Source organism: Pedobacter sp. UC225_65, assembly GCF_042698365.1.
Classification (GTDB): Bacteria; Bacteroidota; Bacteroidia; order Sphingobacteriales; family Sphingobacteriaceae; genus Pedobacter.
This window is the reverse complement of the sequence record NZ_CP170550.1, coordinates 2,800,690-2,815,870: the sequence shown is the minus strand read 5'-3', so window position 1 is coordinate 2,815,870 and position 15,181 is coordinate 2,800,690. Positions and strand designations below refer to the sequence as shown.

The 15,181-nt window shown below is 39.6% G+C and carries 17 protein-coding genes; 6 read left to right on the top strand and 11 right to left on the bottom strand.

The annotated features are described in order from the left end of the window. Positions 1-2: 2 nt before the first annotated feature. A complete protein-coding gene (locus ACFJIZ_RS14750) occupies positions 3-2,081 on the bottom strand; it encodes a GNAT family N-acetyltransferase (protein WP_379085535.1) in 2,079 nt (692 codons plus the stop codon). Between the two features lie 125 nt (positions 2,082-2,206). On the opposite strand from ACFJIZ_RS14750, the gene ACFJIZ_RS14745 reads away from it, so the two are divergent. The 3 genes from ACFJIZ_RS14745 (at position 2,207) to ACFJIZ_RS14735 (ending at position 4,548) form a co-directional block, all read left to right on the top strand. After that, the gene (locus ACFJIZ_RS14745) at positions 2,207-3,295 is read left to right on the top strand and encodes a hypothetical protein (RefSeq protein WP_379085532.1); all 1,089 of its coding nucleotides are present in this window, start codon (positions 2,207-2,209) and stop codon (positions 3,293-3,295) included. Between the two features lie 31 nt (positions 3,296-3,326). Further along, positions 3,327-4,055: a hypothetical protein gene (locus tag ACFJIZ_RS14740; RefSeq protein WP_379085529.1), complete on the top strand. Its 729-nt coding sequence runs from the start codon at positions 3,327-3,329 to the stop codon at positions 4,053-4,055. 100 nt (positions 4,056-4,155) lie between these two features. Beyond that, the gene (locus ACFJIZ_RS14735; RefSeq protein WP_379085526.1) at positions 4,156-4,548 is read left to right on the top strand and encodes a hypothetical protein; all 393 of its coding nucleotides are present in this window, start codon (positions 4,156-4,158) and stop codon (positions 4,546-4,548) included. A gap of 161 nt (positions 4,549-4,709) precedes the next feature. Here the strand turns inward: ACFJIZ_RS14735 and ACFJIZ_RS14730 are convergent, their stop codons facing one another. Together ACFJIZ_RS14730 and ACFJIZ_RS14725 are read right to left on the bottom strand one after the other, a co-directional pair. Then, positions 4,710-5,768: a nucleotidyl transferase AbiEii/AbiGii toxin family protein gene (locus ACFJIZ_RS14730; protein WP_379085524.1), complete on the bottom strand. Its 1,059-nt coding sequence runs from the start codon at positions 5,766-5,768 to the stop codon at positions 4,710-4,712. A 117-nt stretch (positions 5,769-5,885) separates the two neighbouring features. Next, on the bottom strand, positions 5,886-6,365 hold the full coding sequence (locus tag ACFJIZ_RS14725; protein ID WP_379085522.1) for a DUF6088 family protein: 480 nt from the start codon (positions 6,363-6,365) through the stop codon (positions 5,886-5,888). A 601-nt stretch (positions 6,366-6,966) separates the two neighbouring features. Here ACFJIZ_RS14725 and ACFJIZ_RS14720 point away from each other — a divergent pair. The 3 genes from ACFJIZ_RS14720 (at position 6,967) to ACFJIZ_RS14710 (ending at position 10,148) form a co-directional block, all read left to right on the top strand. Further along, positions 6,967-7,869 (top strand): hypothetical protein, encoded by a 903-nt coding sequence (locus ACFJIZ_RS14720; protein WP_379085519.1) that lies wholly within the window; start codon positions 6,967-6,969, stop codon positions 7,867-7,869. A gap of 122 nt (positions 7,870-7,991) precedes the next feature. Then, a complete protein-coding gene (locus tag ACFJIZ_RS14715) occupies positions 7,992-9,020 on the top strand; it encodes a hypothetical protein (protein ID WP_379085516.1) in 1,029 nt (342 codons plus the stop codon). A gap of 618 nt (positions 9,021-9,638) precedes the next feature. Next, the gene (locus ACFJIZ_RS14710) at positions 9,639-10,148 is read left to right on the top strand and encodes a polymorphic toxin type 25 domain-containing protein (RefSeq protein ID WP_379085513.1); all 510 of its coding nucleotides are present in this window, start codon (positions 9,639-9,641) and stop codon (positions 10,146-10,148) included. Positions 10,149-10,579: 431 nt separating this feature from the next. On the opposite strand, the gene ACFJIZ_RS14705 is transcribed toward ACFJIZ_RS14710, so the two are convergent. The 8 genes from ACFJIZ_RS14705 to ACFJIZ_RS14670 all read right to left on the bottom strand — a co-directional run bounded on the left by ACFJIZ_RS14705 (position 10,580) and on the right by ACFJIZ_RS14670 (position 15,073). Next, positions 10,580-11,077, bottom strand: a complete 498-nt coding sequence (locus ACFJIZ_RS14705; RefSeq protein WP_379085510.1) for an SRPBCC domain-containing protein — start codon at positions 11,075-11,077, stop codon at positions 10,580-10,582. Further along, on the bottom strand, positions 11,074-11,394 hold the full coding sequence (locus tag ACFJIZ_RS14700; RefSeq protein WP_379085507.1) for an ArsR/SmtB family transcription factor: 321 nt from the start codon (positions 11,392-11,394) through the stop codon (positions 11,074-11,076). Before ACFJIZ_RS14700 ends, ACFJIZ_RS14705 begins: the two co-directional genes overlap by 4 nt. Before the next feature lie 89 nt (positions 11,395-11,483). Continuing rightward, positions 11,484-11,840: a helix-turn-helix domain-containing protein gene (locus tag ACFJIZ_RS14695; protein ID WP_379085504.1), complete on the bottom strand. Its 357-nt coding sequence runs from the start codon at positions 11,838-11,840 to the stop codon at positions 11,484-11,486. 62 nt (positions 11,841-11,902) lie between these two features. Continuing rightward, complete coding sequence (locus ACFJIZ_RS14690) at positions 11,903-12,295, bottom strand: hypothetical protein (RefSeq protein WP_379085501.1); 393 nt, start codon at positions 12,293-12,295, stop codon at positions 11,903-11,905. 147 nt (positions 12,296-12,442) lie between these two features. Beyond that, positions 12,443-13,171 carry an SDR family oxidoreductase gene (locus ACFJIZ_RS14685; protein ID WP_379085498.1) on the bottom strand — a complete coding sequence of 243 codons (729 nt, stop codon included), beginning with the start codon at positions 13,169-13,171 and terminating at the stop codon, positions 12,443-12,445. A gap of 100 nt (positions 13,172-13,271) precedes the next feature. Then, positions 13,272-13,937: an SDR family NAD(P)-dependent oxidoreductase gene (locus ACFJIZ_RS14680; RefSeq protein ID WP_379085495.1), complete on the bottom strand. Its 666-nt coding sequence runs from the start codon at positions 13,935-13,937 to the stop codon at positions 13,272-13,274. Between the two features lie 66 nt (positions 13,938-14,003). Beyond that, on the bottom strand, positions 14,004-14,291 hold the full coding sequence (locus ACFJIZ_RS14675; protein WP_379085492.1) for a hypothetical protein: 288 nt from the start codon (positions 14,289-14,291) through the stop codon (positions 14,004-14,006). A gap of 191 nt (positions 14,292-14,482) precedes the next feature. Then, positions 14,483-15,073, bottom strand: coding sequence for an OmpH family outer membrane protein (locus tag ACFJIZ_RS14670; protein ID WP_379085489.1), 591 nt, complete (start codon positions 15,071-15,073; stop codon positions 14,483-14,485). Between the last annotated feature and the right edge of the window lie 108 nt (positions 15,074-15,181).

Here is a 15,181-nt window from a genome sequence, read left to right as displayed (position 1 = left end):
GGTTAAAATTTAATCCCTTTCCCTTGGGCATATATTTGCATAAAAGTAATGTTTTTTATTTTCATCGGCGATTGGAAGTTGTTGTCCTTTTCTCCATTTTTTGCAAGTATTTGCTTGATTTCTTTTAACGTCACTATTTTTTGGAAGGACTCCGAATCACTGAAGCGAAGGATCTTGATTGGTTGATTGATAACATTTTTAGTTAATGGCATAATGTCCTTTTCCCAAGAATATATTCCGAACCGTTCATATTTTTTATATACGTCTTTGGCACCACCGATTATGACTTCATTTAAATATGAAGAACATACAATGCCTTTAGCACGGGTGGAATATTTGCTGTCGCTCGCATACCATAAGATTCTAGCAGGAAACTTCTCGACATTGGGCTGCACATTCCGGTAGTAAACATTTTCTTTATTCCATATTAACTTTGGCTGTACCCCAAAAAGTTCTGCTTTTGCAGCTTTTGTGTCGAACAGCTCCCGGGCATAATGAGGCTTTATCGGTACGATGATACATGGGATTTCTGCATCGAAAATTTTAAGAGGCCACAATGCTTTTTCCAAAGCCAGCATATGTAAATAGTATTGGCTGCCCAATTGTTTATCACCTCCTGATAGAAGATTGAGCAATGGTGGAATTTCTGCAGTGTAACTTTTGAGTTCGGGTTCCAGCTGTTGCATTGTTGTGATTCCATTTTTTATACCCCTGACCCATTTGCCATCAACCTCAAAAAAGCCATAATTGTTCAGGATTTGCGCCTCGACTTGCGTGAGATAGGAGTCGGTAAATGCTAGGAATTTTTTGCTATTGTCAACGGCTAATTTTACCAGATCATTTACGTTTTGCATGAATATGGTTTGCCTTAGAGCATACTGTTTTGTTCGGATAAGCGATACTTGAAGATATTCTGGTTCAAAATGGTAAGCGATCATTGAAACAATAGCATCCTTTTCTTTAATAATAAGTACAGCGCCGTTGGTTTTTGCTATCGTTGCATCTACCATTGATTTGAACGATGACTTTTTTTCTCCATTACCGTTGCTCAAAAACAAGCCTTCTAGACAGTCGCGATCCTGTGGAGATAATTTAGCGAAAGTAAAATTGTTTGCCGAGAGCTGGCTTGGATAATAGTCCATGGCATTGATCGTGAAATCAATCTCAGAGCCCAGTTGAAAAGGCTCGACGATCTTCAAAGGGTATTTTGCTGCAATCTTCGTTCGATGCTTTAATATTCCAGCATCTAAAGTAATGAAATAAGGAAAGCCAGAGAGAATGGCCTCCGCTAATTGCCTTCTATCCGAAATATCGTTGTCTGATTTTCCAACATAGATTTCTGAGAGTTCTTTCTCTAGCTCTTTTAAGCTTGGTTTATGAATATTGAGCTCGGTATAGTCTTTTAAGAACTGCCGAGTTTTTTCCTGCCTTATTTTATCCTTGTCACGAAACAGTTCGTTTATTGTCTCTGATGCATAATAATAGTCAACCTCGGTGGTAATCCAGTCACTAACAAGACCGATTATTTGATCCTTTGCAGGATCATCGTCATAGGGCTCCATAAGTTTAGCCAATATGTTAAAATCTAATATTGCCTTCACTTTATCACTCTGGTTAATTGAAAACAGATCATTTTGACCGAAATTATACCACCATGTTACGAGTTCAATGTTACGGTCGCTCCCTCTGCTGGGCTGTCTATTTTTCGGCTGAAAACCATACCTATTCCAGAACGCTTCAGCTTTTTTGTAGTCGTTTCTGCAATTTAGCTTAATACCCCTTGAGCGATATTGAAATTCCTCCACCAGTTTATTGACCATCAATTCTGGATAGTTTTTGCCGCGATGTTCTTGTTCAATGCATAGATGAACAATTGAAAGTGTCTGGGTCCTGTTTGTGAATCGAAATTGGAGATATCCAATGGTAGAATTGTTAACTTGACATAGCAGCACCCATTTCTTTTTAATACTCTCTTTAAAAGCATCTTTGGGCATAAGCCCTAGTGTCTGTCTATTTGGTCCCCAAATCTTCAGTATGTCATCGAGATCGGTTGGCTTTGCAAAGATAATTTTTGAGAGCATATCCTTCGGTTGAACATGCAATGTACACAATATTAGGTAAAAACGACATCGACCATGATTTCACGTTGGACCGAAATATCTACGCTATTGGGAATCGAATATAAAGTAAATTGCTATTTTTATGCATGCTTTCAAGTTTATTAAATTCCGGTGATCCAGACAAAAAGTCTTTGGAAAAGTTTCTAAATGAGATCAGTGTCAATAAGCAGGACTATCTTACAGCTCTTAGTTTGCGACAAAAAGAGGTTTCCGTGGCGCCTTTCGAGGAGCTAATGGAAAATGCTGATGACTTAATTGATGGTGTAGTTAAAGTCGAAAAGGTTCATCACAAGACTTTTTTCGGTATGTTTGGTTCGTTGTTGATTAAACACGATGATCGGGGAAGTATCCGATTGATGTTCTACAACGAGGTACGCAATCCAAAGAGAATATTGGTGCTGTTTGGGTATCTGGAGGAAGTATTGGGCAAGGGATTGATTGAGGATGAACGATTTTCATCCTTTAGGGAAACCGATAAGGTAGTGAGTTTGTCAAAAACGAAGTTTACTAGTGAAAAAGATGAAATCCTGCATTTATGGAGTGGGAATGGTTTTACCTCTTCGTTAAATTATAAGATTAGTCCGCTTCGTCAGTTATTATTCTCTATCACCTTACGGGCTAATCTGGAAAAGGATACCGAGATCAGAAGTAACGGGACTCTGATCAACATCTTGAATAAGCCACTGCATCTCTTTTCTTTTGATAAGGCAATATCTAAGGAAGAAACTTTGGAAGATGGAGGAGTGAAGTTTGTTGACTACCTTTTTGAACTGGATGAGCTGGAACTTGGGCTATTTGACAAGGTATACATTAGGCTTTTTTCGGCGGTTGAGGTTTATAGCCTAGAAACTTATACACAGGTAACTTATTTTTCATCTGGTCAAGTCAATATGCCAGCAGTTCTAGATCTTGTAGATGAAATCGCTGGTATCTATGGTAAAGATGTTAGTGGGCTGACCAAACTTGAGCAGCATAATATCGATGACATAACCGCAAACCGGTCCTGGACTGGTATGCAATGGTACCTTAATGAAAAGCATAGCCCGTATGATTTCTCTGGAGCTGACACGTCGCTTTATAATTTGAATCTCTACCAAGATCCAGAGGAGAACGGATTTGCTTTACAAATTTTGGCCTACAACAGTATGGAAAAATATGATTTAGGCTTAATTTAGTAAGGAGTTCACTATCCTTCAATATTTAATTATGGAACAATCTAAGTTCAGCGAATCGCTCAAAAATGTCATTTCCGACTCAAGACTTGAATGCCTTGAGATGGGATTTGGTGCAATCACTCCTGAGATGTTTATTCTTAGTATGCTCAGAGGCGAAAACGGCGCACTACGAAGCATGAAAGCTACCGGTGTTGATCTTGAAAAACTTACTGAATTACTCAGAAAAGAGACACATCGTAAATTAGAAAAGCCTGTTGCAGCTCTTATCGGAAACGTTCCACTAACCAAGCTAGCTGAAAAGGCACTTAAATTGAGCCATCAACAGACCATCCGTCATGGAAAGAGAAAATCTATTGATACTATCCATTTACTTTTTTCTACACTTGAAGGGTTTGACAGGCAACAAAGGGATGATATTGAATTGAGTACTGGTTTATCTTTAAAAACCCTATCAAAGCATTTTTATCATGATGATCAGTCAAGGGCGGCTAGCCAGAGCTTAAATATTGAAGAGGAGTTGGAAATATCCAAGGCAAAAATACTTGAGCTGAAAGAAAAGTCGCTCAACCCTTATGCAAGACTCACAGCTAGTGCTGTAACCCCACTTTCTCTTTTCTTTAATATGGAAGAATATTCTAAGGAAGAAATAAAGGAGATTGTAGGCTTACTTTCTGAGCTTTACCACCAGCATTCTGGTGATCATTTGGTCATTAAAGGAGCGAGCCAGTTTGAAACTGTTCAACAATTAGCCTGCGTATGATGGATTTTAGCGAAGAAGAGATAGAAAGAACCAGCTTTTTAAAACTTGATGTCGAGGGAAAGGGTACCCTTCGGTCTGGGAAAAATGCAAGGCTGATTTGATGGAGATGATCTCAAAGATGATGGAATCGCAGGTCAATTCAGTAAAAGGGACGACTGTTGAGGATGAATTGAAGCGCCTCAGCTCCAATATTATTGAATTTGCAAATGCAAAACTGCAAAAACCAACGCTGGAAAATGAAAAACTCGTTGCTGAAATTGGCCTTTTACTAAATAATGCGGCGCAGTCGAATGCTATGACACGTAAAATAAATGCAGAAGCTGAATCTATAGAACTGGATAATTTTTCTAAAAAGCTCAGGATAGCTTTTGGGGCTGCTAAGGTGATTGCTACAATGGATGGCAATCCAGAGGCGATCTTGTTCTGTAAGAACATGGAAGCGCTAGTCGCCCAATTTAATTCACAAGTATCTCTGGAAAGAGGGGAGATCTAAATTCAAGCCATTTCATTAAGTTCTCTTCCCCGCTCCTTTGCGCCTTACGAAACGCTTGCCCACTTTCCCCGCCCGTGTTCTCGTGTTGGCTCCTACGAGGTGAGGAATTAGCATTTTACTAAAGATGTAAAAGTAGTGTTCGGATTAGCTGCTGGAAATGATTATGATTTCTTTTTATCCTTTACTGGTGCAGCGACTTCTGCAAATGTCGTAGACCTGAAACGTTCAACAAGCTCCTTGATTCTTGCAAAAAGATCATCTGGAGTTAAAGAATCCCCATGGATCATTACTTCTTTCATCGTCTGGTAATCGGCATGATAAGCTTCTAAAAGATGGTCAGGGGGATAGAAATCGATGTGTTCCAACCTTAGTCTGCTGTAGTCTACACCCGTAAGTCCACTGTACCTGCTCCGATGGTCGATAAGAGCGAAATAAAAATCTTCGTCGGCAAGTGCTGTTGTAGCCACCTCGGTATCCATCATTTTTTCCAGATCGTATAAGTGCCGTGACATGCGTTCACTTCGCATTTTATCCTTGTTTGGTTTAGCAAATTCTTCATGGAGCAAAAACGCTTTTTCTAAGAACGTCTTGTGAGGTTTGACCACAGTGATTTCCATTGGGCTTTCGGGATAGGCCTCATTGGGAAAATGTTCAGTTAATAAACTTTGAATGGCCACCTGCTCATGGGGTTCAAGCTTGGACCGTACGCTGACCTCGATTTTCACTTCGTCTGCCAAGTATGGAATGGGGTCGTAAAGAGAAATATATTTTAGATATAAGGTCTGGGGATCTTTATCGCGCATTAAAGAGTTAATCTCTTCGGCAGTTAATTCAAAGGCCTTTTGATCGATACCCATCGCCACCAGTTGCTGTTCAAGAGCGTCCCTAAGCGCTTCGCTCGTGAATGCACAACCAATTTTCTTTAGTTTTTTTAAATAGCTTTTGGTAGGTTCGGGTACATAGCTTTCGCCGAATGCTTTAGGGTCAAGGGCAAGATCGATATCTTCGGAGAAGCGCTCGATGAGCTTCCAGCATTTGCTCAAGGATGTACCTCCTTTAAAGATCAAGAACTCTGAGTATGGGGTTTGGAAAAGCGCTTTAAGCGTAAGGGTGACCCACCAATCCTTTTCGATGGACTTAGCATTAATGGCGCTTGCGGTTGCTGCCTGGGCAAGCGTTATGCGGCGTTCCTCATCTGTTAGTTTAAGCCATTGTATCATCCGAGTAAAGTTTATAGAGGTAATCGGCAATCTTAGCCGTTGCTTTCTTTAGGTCTTGTTTTAGAGTAGTAGGTATCTTCTTCTTTCAAAAGTTTCTTTATCCGGTCTTCGATTCGTTCATCTAGGGTATCCAGCCCAAGTTCTTCTAGCGCAAGGATCAATCAACCGGCTATAGGTTCCTTTTAACGAAAGTTTTTTAGGCGTAGTAGCCTTAAACTTGATGGTCGTCTTGCCAATTTTGATTTCTCTTGAGGTTCCATCGGTGAGGTAGACAAGCTTGGTGGGTACCTGCATGCTTAGTCCCAATTTGTGCAAGGCATATGCACCGGCAGGCTGTATCCTTACCTGTTCTTTTTTGGCAATCGCTTCGGCAACTTCTTCTGCCGAAGGCAGGATTTCCCCAAACCGAGGATGTTTGGTAGGAAGTACATAGATTCCATGCCCCAGCCTTTTTAGTATACCTTCTTTTGCGAGCCTTGATAAAGCTTGTTTGACAGCATCTTTATTGCCCTTATTTCTAAAGTCTACGGAAAAAACCAAATCACCACGTTTGTAGCGCTTGATGGTGGTTTCTATATCTGCATGGATGCTAGCCATAATATTGCTTTTTTCAAAGATAGCATTTAAAATTAATTTGTCACCTTTATTTTGACAAAAGGTGACAAAATGTAATTAAATTATGTCACCTTTTCTTTGATAAAAGGTGACAAACATCATTATATATATTAATATAATTAATTGATTATTAATATATTATAATAAATAAAAATAAAATTGATTTTAAAAATCTTTGGGTAAATTATTGATGCTTAATTTTGAAAAGCTTTGGGTAAAAATGAATTGAATTTTAAGGTAATTTTTAGAAAAATTTGCTTCTTATTCCTTTACTTTCTAACTTGGTATATATACCAAGTTAGAAAGTAAATAGGTTAATGGATCCAAATGGCAAATAACGTTGATGAAATAAAATGAAAAACGGGTCTATAAAATTACGAAACTTATCGCTAACTTTGGTGTATACACCAAAGTTAGCAGAGCCATTATTAACTTAATCCCTCGTCTTTTTTAAAGGCTAAAAAAAATTAGCAAGCGATTAAAACAATATCCACCTGTTTGACGTTTGGTATATATACCAAACGTCAAACAGGTGGATAGCTGCCCAATAGAAATTTATTGATTTAAATATAGCTGTTATAGTATGGGCAATCGTCCAAGAATTTCCATGAGAGCCGGTCAGATCGATCGAAAACTCCAACAAGCCTATCCACTTATCTTTAAAGCGAATCAGCTGGCGATAGTGTTCGCTAAACAAAGAAAAGTCTGGAACTTACCTAAATCGATGAATTTCAACGCATTTGTAGAAGGGCTTATAAGTGAAGGTATAGTAAAAGAAGTAATGCTTGATTTTGGTGCCGACTGGTTTGACTTTTACATTTTACCGGACATTTCTATCTATCATCTAGCTTCGTATGGAGTTTCCAAGGCATATTTATCCCATCACTCAGCCTTGTGGCTTTGGGGTTTAATCGAGAAAGAGGGCGAGGTGATTTATATTAATCAGGAGCAATCAGCGGCACCCTCAAAGTCAAAAAAGAGCTCATTCACGCAGGCAGCAATTGATAACGCTTTCTCTCACGAACGCAAGATGAGCAATTCCAGGACAAAATTTGACGGGTTTGAATTCGTCCTCCTCAAAAGCAAAGCCACTTCTATGCTAGGGGTAAGGGAAATCGGAAATGCAAAAAAGGAACGGGCCAAGGTAACCGATGTTGAACGTACGCTAATCGATTGTGTGGTGCGGGCGGCCTATGTAGGTGGTGCAGGTGAAGTAGTGAAAGCTTTCTTTTTGGCCCGAAAAAAGGATATAGTTGACATCGGATTATTGGCAGATTATCTACAGGAACTTGATTATGCCTATCCTTATCAACAGTCAATTGGTTTTTACCTGCAAATGGCTGGAAATTATAGTAAACAGGAAATGGAACATTTTGAACAACAAGAAATGAAATATGATTTCTACCTAGAGTATGCTATGGAAGATAAAGTTTATGATAAGCATTGGCGGATCTATTATCCTGCTGATCTTTTACCGGTTTCTTAATACGGATGTTAGTTCGCAATTCGCGAACTGCGAATAAAAAATTGTTATCATCTTGCAGAGAATAATATTGTTTCCAGGTAACAATTAGATAGCTAACATTTTTTTAAAAACATTACAAACAAATGGACGAACTCACGGATTTTCAGAAAACTTATTTTGACGGGCTGCGAAAAGAAGAACTTGCTCAACTACATACCCATAAAGAGACGATCAATGCTTTTAAATCGTTCTGTAAGGGTAAGGGCATTCATCTTGAAGATGAAAATTTCAAATATTTCTATACTTCGGGTATTATTGCCACTTACCCCAACCTGACGACTTACCTTAGCGAAAGCTTAACAGTCGATAAGGAGGGGTTATTGGATTTTGATCGGTTGGCGAAGGAGTTTCCAAGGAAGCGTTTTATGAACGGTTTTCTATATGCCGAGAACTATATGCTAATGGCACATTATTATTTTCGACGATCTTACCATCAGGCAAATAATTTTGCACCCAGTTTTGTCGATCTATTCTGGGCTCTTCCCAAACCTGGCATACAGTGTTACCTATCGATCGACCCCGATAGTGTCCGCATTAACATGAATGGCTACACCATCATGGAACGCGATATGTGGTTTGGGGCTCAATTTAAAAATACCATTGAAGACATACCAGATGGGATCGTAAAGCTTCGACCCCCATTGGATATCGAAAGCTCTCATATCGATTTCTTTTTTGCATCGGCGTATAGTTTGGACATCAAATGGGCTTCCAAGGATGGGGTTAAAAGTGTCCAGATGGAAGAATTCAAGAGTGAGGAGGTTACCTTAATGAAAGAAGAAATGGAATATCACCCTGTCAGGTATATCCATGCAGAATTTGATGTCAAAGAAAAGCGGTTTAGGCATTTTGATGGCGCAATCCACTTTTATACAAAAGAGGAGTATTTCCAAAGACGGGATGATGATTTCAACTATAATGCAAAAAACACAACCCATATAAAGACGTTATCACAAAAGCTCTTTAAAGTAAATGGCGCAATAGAGGTTGCAGAATTCGTAGAATTAACAAGCCACTTTTTTGCAAAAAATCCGTTGATCATTGAATATTTTCAAGGTGAATACCCTAACTATATTCTAGAGTTGTTAGCCAAGCTCAGGACGAGGGAATGATTTATAAGCGTTCAATTAAATGGAATGTTCATGAAACATGAACAGGAAAGATTAATGAACACGCGATCGGCTAGAAATCTAAAATTAAATTTTTTATACTCTTTAATTACTCTTAAATTAGCATTAAGACAATTACGGTCAAAACGTATTAAAGCAGTGGGGAATTCGATGATTCATCAAATTTAACTGCGTGTAAAACATTGATAAAAAGATATTTAACGATAGGGTTCGATTCCCCTACGGGCTACGAAAAAGCATCAATCTGACAAAGATTGGTGCTTTTTTTATGTCAATAAAAAATGTATTACCCAAACCGTTACTAGCTTCTCAGTTAGCATACAAGAGGTAGTGTAAAAATCTTTAGACTTTCTGCAAAGCTCATCAAGAAAGTTTTTTGAAGAATCGTTATCGTCTTTTTTGCAACATTCGGGCGACCATTTTCAGCCTAGCGATTTTTTTTCGATGTAATAAAATACTGCTGCTCTTTTATCAATAACAATCGAATCGGGTAATTTGAAATTGGTTAAGGAATCAATTTATGGGTATTCCAAAAAGTGGTATTCGATATAATTTTTCTATATATTAGCGTGATAACTGGATCAACTTAAACTATTTAACATGAAAAAACAATTACTTTTGATTTGCTTGCTAGTGGGTTTTGGACTCACAACGAATGCACAAACAGAAGGGGCAGTAAAAAAAATGAGTATTGGTGCTGAAGTGGGTTCCCCAACCGCAAAAGGAACCAATAATGTGCTGTTTGCTGGGGGCTCCGTACAACTTGAACTGCCTGCTACTGTTGAATCATTTAATTTTACATTATCTGCTGGTTACACAAGTTTCTTTTCTACCTTAAGGGATTATTCTAAAGGTGTTGGGTTTATTCCTGTTAAAGCAGGAACCAAATACTATTTTGGCGGAAATTTTTATGCAGCCGGAGAAGTAGGTGCAACTTTCGCGACCGAACAAGGTATGGGCACTTCATTTGCTTTTGCACCTGGACTTGGTGCCTCATTTTCAGTGGCAGATAAATCAAGTTTTGATATGGGCCTACGTTTCGAAACCTGGGTTAATGAGGGTGCCAATTGGTTAATAGGGCTAAGAGCTGCTTATGCTTTTAGTTTGTAACAATACACCTTCTCATTTTAAAAATAACAATATTTCTAAATGATAAGGTAAGAATTGAGCAATGAGTTACGGTTTTGATCAAAACCTTCTTAGCTTCCACTACTGCCTGCAGATCATCCAAAAGATGTCACATTTTGTGTCATCTACAAAAAAAGCATCAATCTGATAAAGGTTGATGCTTTTTTGATGTTGTTTAATATAATTATCTGGTACTTTTTCCTTCGTTGTCGTAGGCGAATTGTACTGTGCATCCGTAACTGCTGCTAACCATACCGTAGGTCCATTTTGCGTATTGGTAACTGCAATCTGAACAAATTCCGTATCGGCACTTGCCCCATGCTAATGGGCAATGTTGGGCAGTATCCTATCTAAGTATGGTTTAAGTTTTCTGGCTTCCTTTTTTCTTGTGATGGAAGTTTTGAAAATAAGGATCACTTTTTAGTTAATGAAGCCAATAATTCGTCCAGGTAATTTAGTGTCATTGTAAATCCGCCTTGGAAACCCATTTCAATCATTTTTTCCATGCGCTCTAGCGAATCGTTTTTAATGGTAATGCTCACTTTTGTTATCCCATTTTCTTCGCTGAAGCTAAGGTCCCAATCCGAACCAGGCAATTCAGGGTTTTCATCTTTGTCTGCAAAAGAATTCAGGTATTTAAAATTAGTTTTTGGAGTAACGGAAGTATATTGCTGAAGTGACCAATGCTCATCTCCCTCAGGACTTACCATTGCATAAAACCTTCGTCCACCGGGTTCAAAATCCATCACCTTTGTTTTTGACGACCAAGGTTTAGGCGCCCACCATTGATCAAGAATTTCTTGTTTGGTAAAAGCATCCCATACCAGCGAAAGGTCGGCATCAAATTCTTTGTTCACAAATACCGTCTTTTTTTCCTTGTCAACGGTAAAATCAAATAGTAAATTGTTCATTTTTTCTGTTTTTTAAGAGTTAATAATACATTGTCTAATTGGCTAAATCGGCTCTCCCAAATTTTTCGATATTGGTCTAGCCACTTATCTATTTCTTTCATTTTTTCAATTTCAAGGGTGTAGTAAATCTCTCTACCTTGATATTCTTGTTTTACAAGGTCGCACTCGATGAGAATGCGTAGGTGTTTTGATACGGCTTGTCGCGTGGTGTTGAAGTTTTCAGCAATGGCATTAGGTGTCATTGCCTGTAATGCGATCAATGCAATAATTGCCCGTCTGGTGGGGTCTGCAATTGCTTGGAAAATATCTCGCCTCATTTTGTTTAAATATTAATTATGAAACCATTCGGTTGCAAATATATATGCAACTATTCGGTTTCGCAAATTTATTTTAAAAAATATTTTTTTTAAATGCTTAATGGCAATTGATTGGGCGATATACCATATTTCTTCTTAAAGCTAAAAGAGAAATGGGACAGGTCTTCAAAACCTACTTCAAGATAGACATCTGTTGGTTTTTTCCTTTTTTGAGACAATTGGTAATAAGCCAGTTCCAGTCTTTTATCCGTTAGCCATTTTTGTGGCGTGGTATTGAAGAGTTTCCTGAAATCTCTATTGAATGTCGATAGACTGCGACCAGTCAAATAGCCCAACTTCTCCAAAGACATGTTGAACATAAAATTACGCTGCATAAAACTCACCAGGTCAATCTTTCCCGGAATATCAAAATTAGCCAGTACACTATCAACCCCCGGATTAATCATCCGTAAGATGCTGATGGCCTCTGTGATCTTTAACGAGGCTAGGTCTTCTGGAAATTCACCTTCTACATCGAAATAGGGATCAGTGAAGTAAGACAGCTTTCCAGTAATGGGTGGTTGCTGAAACTATATATTTTTTGTTCGCAATGTGAAACGTTGCCGATGTCAAGCTTTTCATAGAACTTCTTTAACCTTTCAATAGACAGATGCATAACCACTGTTTTATGTGGCAGGCCATTTTTGGGATAGTTGATGATCGTGGCCAACTGGTTTCTCGGAATCAGGAAGATATCACCTGTCTTAAAATTAAAGGTTGTATCCCACTGGATCATCTTTGTTTCGCCCGAGATAAACCAGACCAGCATATGGTCATCAAACATCAGGTCTGACTTGAACAGCTTGTCTTCATAAGAAGAGAGCTTTATGTCTTTGGTTAGGTGTCTGGATATATGTTCCATTTTTATAAAGTTATCGGTTTTGTATGGATTTCTGTAAAAACCAGCTGTTAAAAATAGGGATGGGTTAATCTATTGGATGGTTTATAATGCCATAAGTTCAAAAAGAGTGGCCTCTGGTACAACCCAATACGCTCCGGATTTTATGCTTTAGATACACTGGCCACCGTCTGCCAGATATTCAGAACCTGTAATAAACGATGCCTCCTCACTAGACAAGAAGGCGATCAGTTTGGCCACCTCGTCTGGTCTTCCAAATCTGGCCAGTGGGATGGTACTGATCATATGCGCTTCCAAGCTCTGGTCTAATCCAATCTTTTGCATGATCTCGGTCGCTACAGGACCAGGACTTACTGCATTGACCCTGATGTTGCTAGGCGCCAGTTCTACTGCAGCAATTTTCATTACAGCATTTAGGGCAGCCTTACTGGCGGCGTATACCGATGCTTGTGGAGGAGAGATATGCGCAGATGTAGATGACAACAAAATAACCGAAGCATGCTCATTCAGGATCGGGATGAACCTGCTCAGCGTAAAGTAGGCCCCTTTGAAATTTACATCCATTATCTCGTCAAACAGCGACTCTGGCATCTGCGCTATGGTAGAGAATTTGCTAACACCTGCATTTACAAGGAGGATATCTATTTTGCCGAATCTTCTGGCAACCTCATTGGCAAGGGCGCCGATATCGCTTAGGCTCGATTGGTCGGCGATCAAACCAGTTACCCCCAGTTCTAGAGCGGCTTTTTCTACCGCTTCCTTTCTTCTGCCAGTGATCACCACTTGGGCGCCTCTCTTTTTTAGTTCAATTGCTGTGGCATACCCAATGCCACTATTGCCGCCGGTAATTACAGCGGTCTTTCCATTTAATGGTAACATATATTTTTACTTTGGGGTCGAATGAAAATTCAACCCATGTTAATTATTTGATCAGATTTTTATATGGTTTTATTTTTAAGATACTTGAAGCGTAACTGGGTTATTTCACATCAAAGGAGATACCTGTGAGCTCTTCCGTCAATAACCATAGCCGTTTTGCATTGTTCCTGTCTAACGAATATTGTTGCACGCCACTTTGATGCAGTTTGGCACCAGTTTCTATGGCTGGGTCATCAGAAAGGAGTTCGGCAATATCACCATCTTCGCAGTAAACGCCGCCAATGTTGTTTAGCAGGGGGCTGGTTGCGGCCCAAACAGAAGTTGCGGCACCCTGTGGTATGGTTTTAAGGCTGGCCAGAACTTCAGGCTTCATGTCGCCGTTTTCATCAACAAATCCCATCTGTTTCCAGAGGTCTATCGAGGCGCTTCTTCCCAGTTCTGTACCGGCAATAGAGCCAGGATGCAATGAATAGGCCCTTACATTAAATGCCTTTGCACGGTTGTCTAGCTCAAGGGCAAACAGGTTGCTGGCCGTTTTAGATTGTCCATAACCCAATAGTGTCTCATATGGCCTATGCTCAAAGTTGGGGTCGTTGAAGTTAAAGGGAGCCATATGGTGCCCCAGCGAAGAAACATTTACCACACGTGCCCCATTGGCTGCCTTAAGTGCTGGCCATAACCTTGCCACAAGCTGGTACTGGCCCAGGTAATTGGTAGCCAATTGCGATTCGATCCCACGGCTGTCTCTTTGTAGCGGTACCCACATGATCCTGCATTGTTGACCAGCAGGTGCAGCGCCCTGCCCGAAGCAAGAAACTGCTCAGCAAATGCATCAATAGTGTCTGGATGGCTCAGGTCCATCGCTGCTATCTCTACGTTTGCAATGCCTTGCAGGTTTTTCTTTGCCTTTTCTATATCTCTGGCTGGCACGATCGACCGTTGCGCCCGCTGCTGCAAGCACCTTGGTTGTTTCTAGGCCTATGCCTGCGTTGCCACCTGTTACAATTGCGGTCTTTCCGCTCAGGTCGATACCTTTGATTACTTCACTTGCTGTTGAGGTAGCGTTAAATCCCGAACCTATTGGTTGTTGTAGCGCACCTTGATCATTGTTCTTTTCCATTTTTGTTTTTGATTAAATGTACAGTACAAATCTAGGCAGATATGAAGGGGCGGGTTTTGTTCAGAATGTCAATTAATTTTGTTGAGCGTGTCAATACATTGGTTGGGCATTGGGCTTTTGGTACTGTTCGGCAACAAAAAAGCACCAACCTGATAGGGTTGGTGCTTTTTATAGGGTTTAACAATATCGTTCTATTTTTTTGGCGCAGCAGTGGCAGCTGTTGTAATACCTAGTTTGTCTTTTACGGCACTTGCAATGTCAACTCCATCATCCCAGGTTATTAGGTTATTGTTGGGGTCTTTTGCCGTATCAAAAACGTAGGCCAAGCCTTTTTCTTTGGCTACAGCTTTAATGGTGTTGATAAATTTGGTCCTTACCGGAGCAATCAGCTCTGCCTCTTTTGCAGCCATATCTTCTTGGGCTTTTTGATAAGCTGCATCCAAGCGTTTTTTTAGGTTTTCTAGTTCATCGTTCAAAACCTGCAGTTCTTTTAGCACAACATCTTTATTGGCTTCGCTTAAGGTTTTGTTTTTGGCTACGCCTTGATTGTACTTTGTCTGGATCTCGGTTTTCATCTTTTCCAGCTCGGCCATCTTGGTTTTGTTGATGGCTTCCAAACTTGTTTGGGCCGTTTTAAACTCTGGCATCGCGCTAAAAATTGTTTCCGAGTCTAGATGCCCAATTTTTTGTTGTGCCAGAACACTTTGCAGACCAAACACCAACAAAAGGCTTAAGCTTGCTATTATTGATCGTTCAAGTCTTCTTAAATTTAGTTTATTCATTCTAGGTTTTTAATTTGGTTACGTCTGTAGGTATCATAAAATTAATGATATTAGTTTCCGTAGGTCTAGAATTAACTTTTTTTAACATATGAATGTTAAAATAATGGG

Excerpts from the sequence above, each read along its gene's own strand:
- ACFJIZ_RS14750 (WP_379085535.1), bottom strand. The coding sequence starts at position 2,081 with ATGCTCTCAAAAATTATCTTTGCAAAGCCAACCGATCTCGATGACATA.
- ACFJIZ_RS14745 (WP_379085532.1), top strand. The coding sequence starts at position 2,207 with ATGCTTTCAAGTTTATTAAATTCCGGTGATCCAGACAAAAAGTCTTTG.
- ACFJIZ_RS14740 (WP_379085529.1), top strand. The coding sequence starts at position 3,327 with ATGGAACAATCTAAGTTCAGCGAATCGCTCAAAAATGTCATTTCCGAC.
- ACFJIZ_RS14735 (WP_379085526.1), top strand. The coding sequence starts at position 4,156 with ATGGAGATGATCTCAAAGATGATGGAATCGCAGGTCAATTCAGTAAAA.
- ACFJIZ_RS14730 (WP_379085524.1), bottom strand. The coding sequence starts at position 5,768 with ATGATACAATGGCTTAAACTAACAGATGAGGAACGCCGCATAACGCTT.
- ACFJIZ_RS14725 (WP_379085522.1), bottom strand. The coding sequence starts at position 6,365 with ATGGCTAGCATCCATGCAGATATAGAAACCACCATCAAGCGCTACAAA.
- ACFJIZ_RS14720 (WP_379085519.1), top strand. The coding sequence starts at position 6,967 with ATGGGCAATCGTCCAAGAATTTCCATGAGAGCCGGTCAGATCGATCGA.
- ACFJIZ_RS14715 (WP_379085516.1), top strand. The coding sequence starts at position 7,992 with ATGGACGAACTCACGGATTTTCAGAAAACTTATTTTGACGGGCTGCGA.
- ACFJIZ_RS14710 (WP_379085513.1), top strand. The coding sequence starts at position 9,639 with ATGAAAAAACAATTACTTTTGATTTGCTTGCTAGTGGGTTTTGGACTC.
- ACFJIZ_RS14705 (WP_379085510.1), bottom strand. The coding sequence starts at position 11,077 with ATGAACAATTTACTATTTGATTTTACCGTTGACAAGGAAAAAAAGACG.
- ACFJIZ_RS14700 (WP_379085507.1), bottom strand. The coding sequence starts at position 11,394 with ATGAGGCGAGATATTTTCCAAGCAATTGCAGACCCCACCAGACGGGCA.
- ACFJIZ_RS14695 (WP_379085504.1), bottom strand. The coding sequence starts at position 11,840 with ATGATTAATCCGGGGGTTGATAGTGTACTGGCTAATTTTGATATTCCG.
- ACFJIZ_RS14690 (WP_379085501.1), bottom strand. The coding sequence starts at position 12,295 with ATGGAACATATATCCAGACACCTAACCAAAGACATAAAGCTCTCTTCT.
- ACFJIZ_RS14685 (WP_379085498.1), bottom strand. The coding sequence starts at position 13,171 with ATGTTACCATTAAATGGAAAGACCGCTGTAATTACCGGCGGCAATAGT.
- ACFJIZ_RS14680 (WP_379085495.1), bottom strand. The coding sequence starts at position 13,937 with ATGTGGGTACCGCTACAAAGAGACAGCCGTGGGATCGAATCGCAATTG.
- ACFJIZ_RS14675 (WP_379085492.1), bottom strand. The coding sequence starts at position 14,291 with ATGGAAAAGAACAATGATCAAGGTGCGCTACAACAACCAATAGGTTCG.
- ACFJIZ_RS14670 (WP_379085489.1), bottom strand. The coding sequence starts at position 15,073 with ATGAATAAACTAAATTTAAGAAGACTTGAACGATCAATAATAGCAAGC.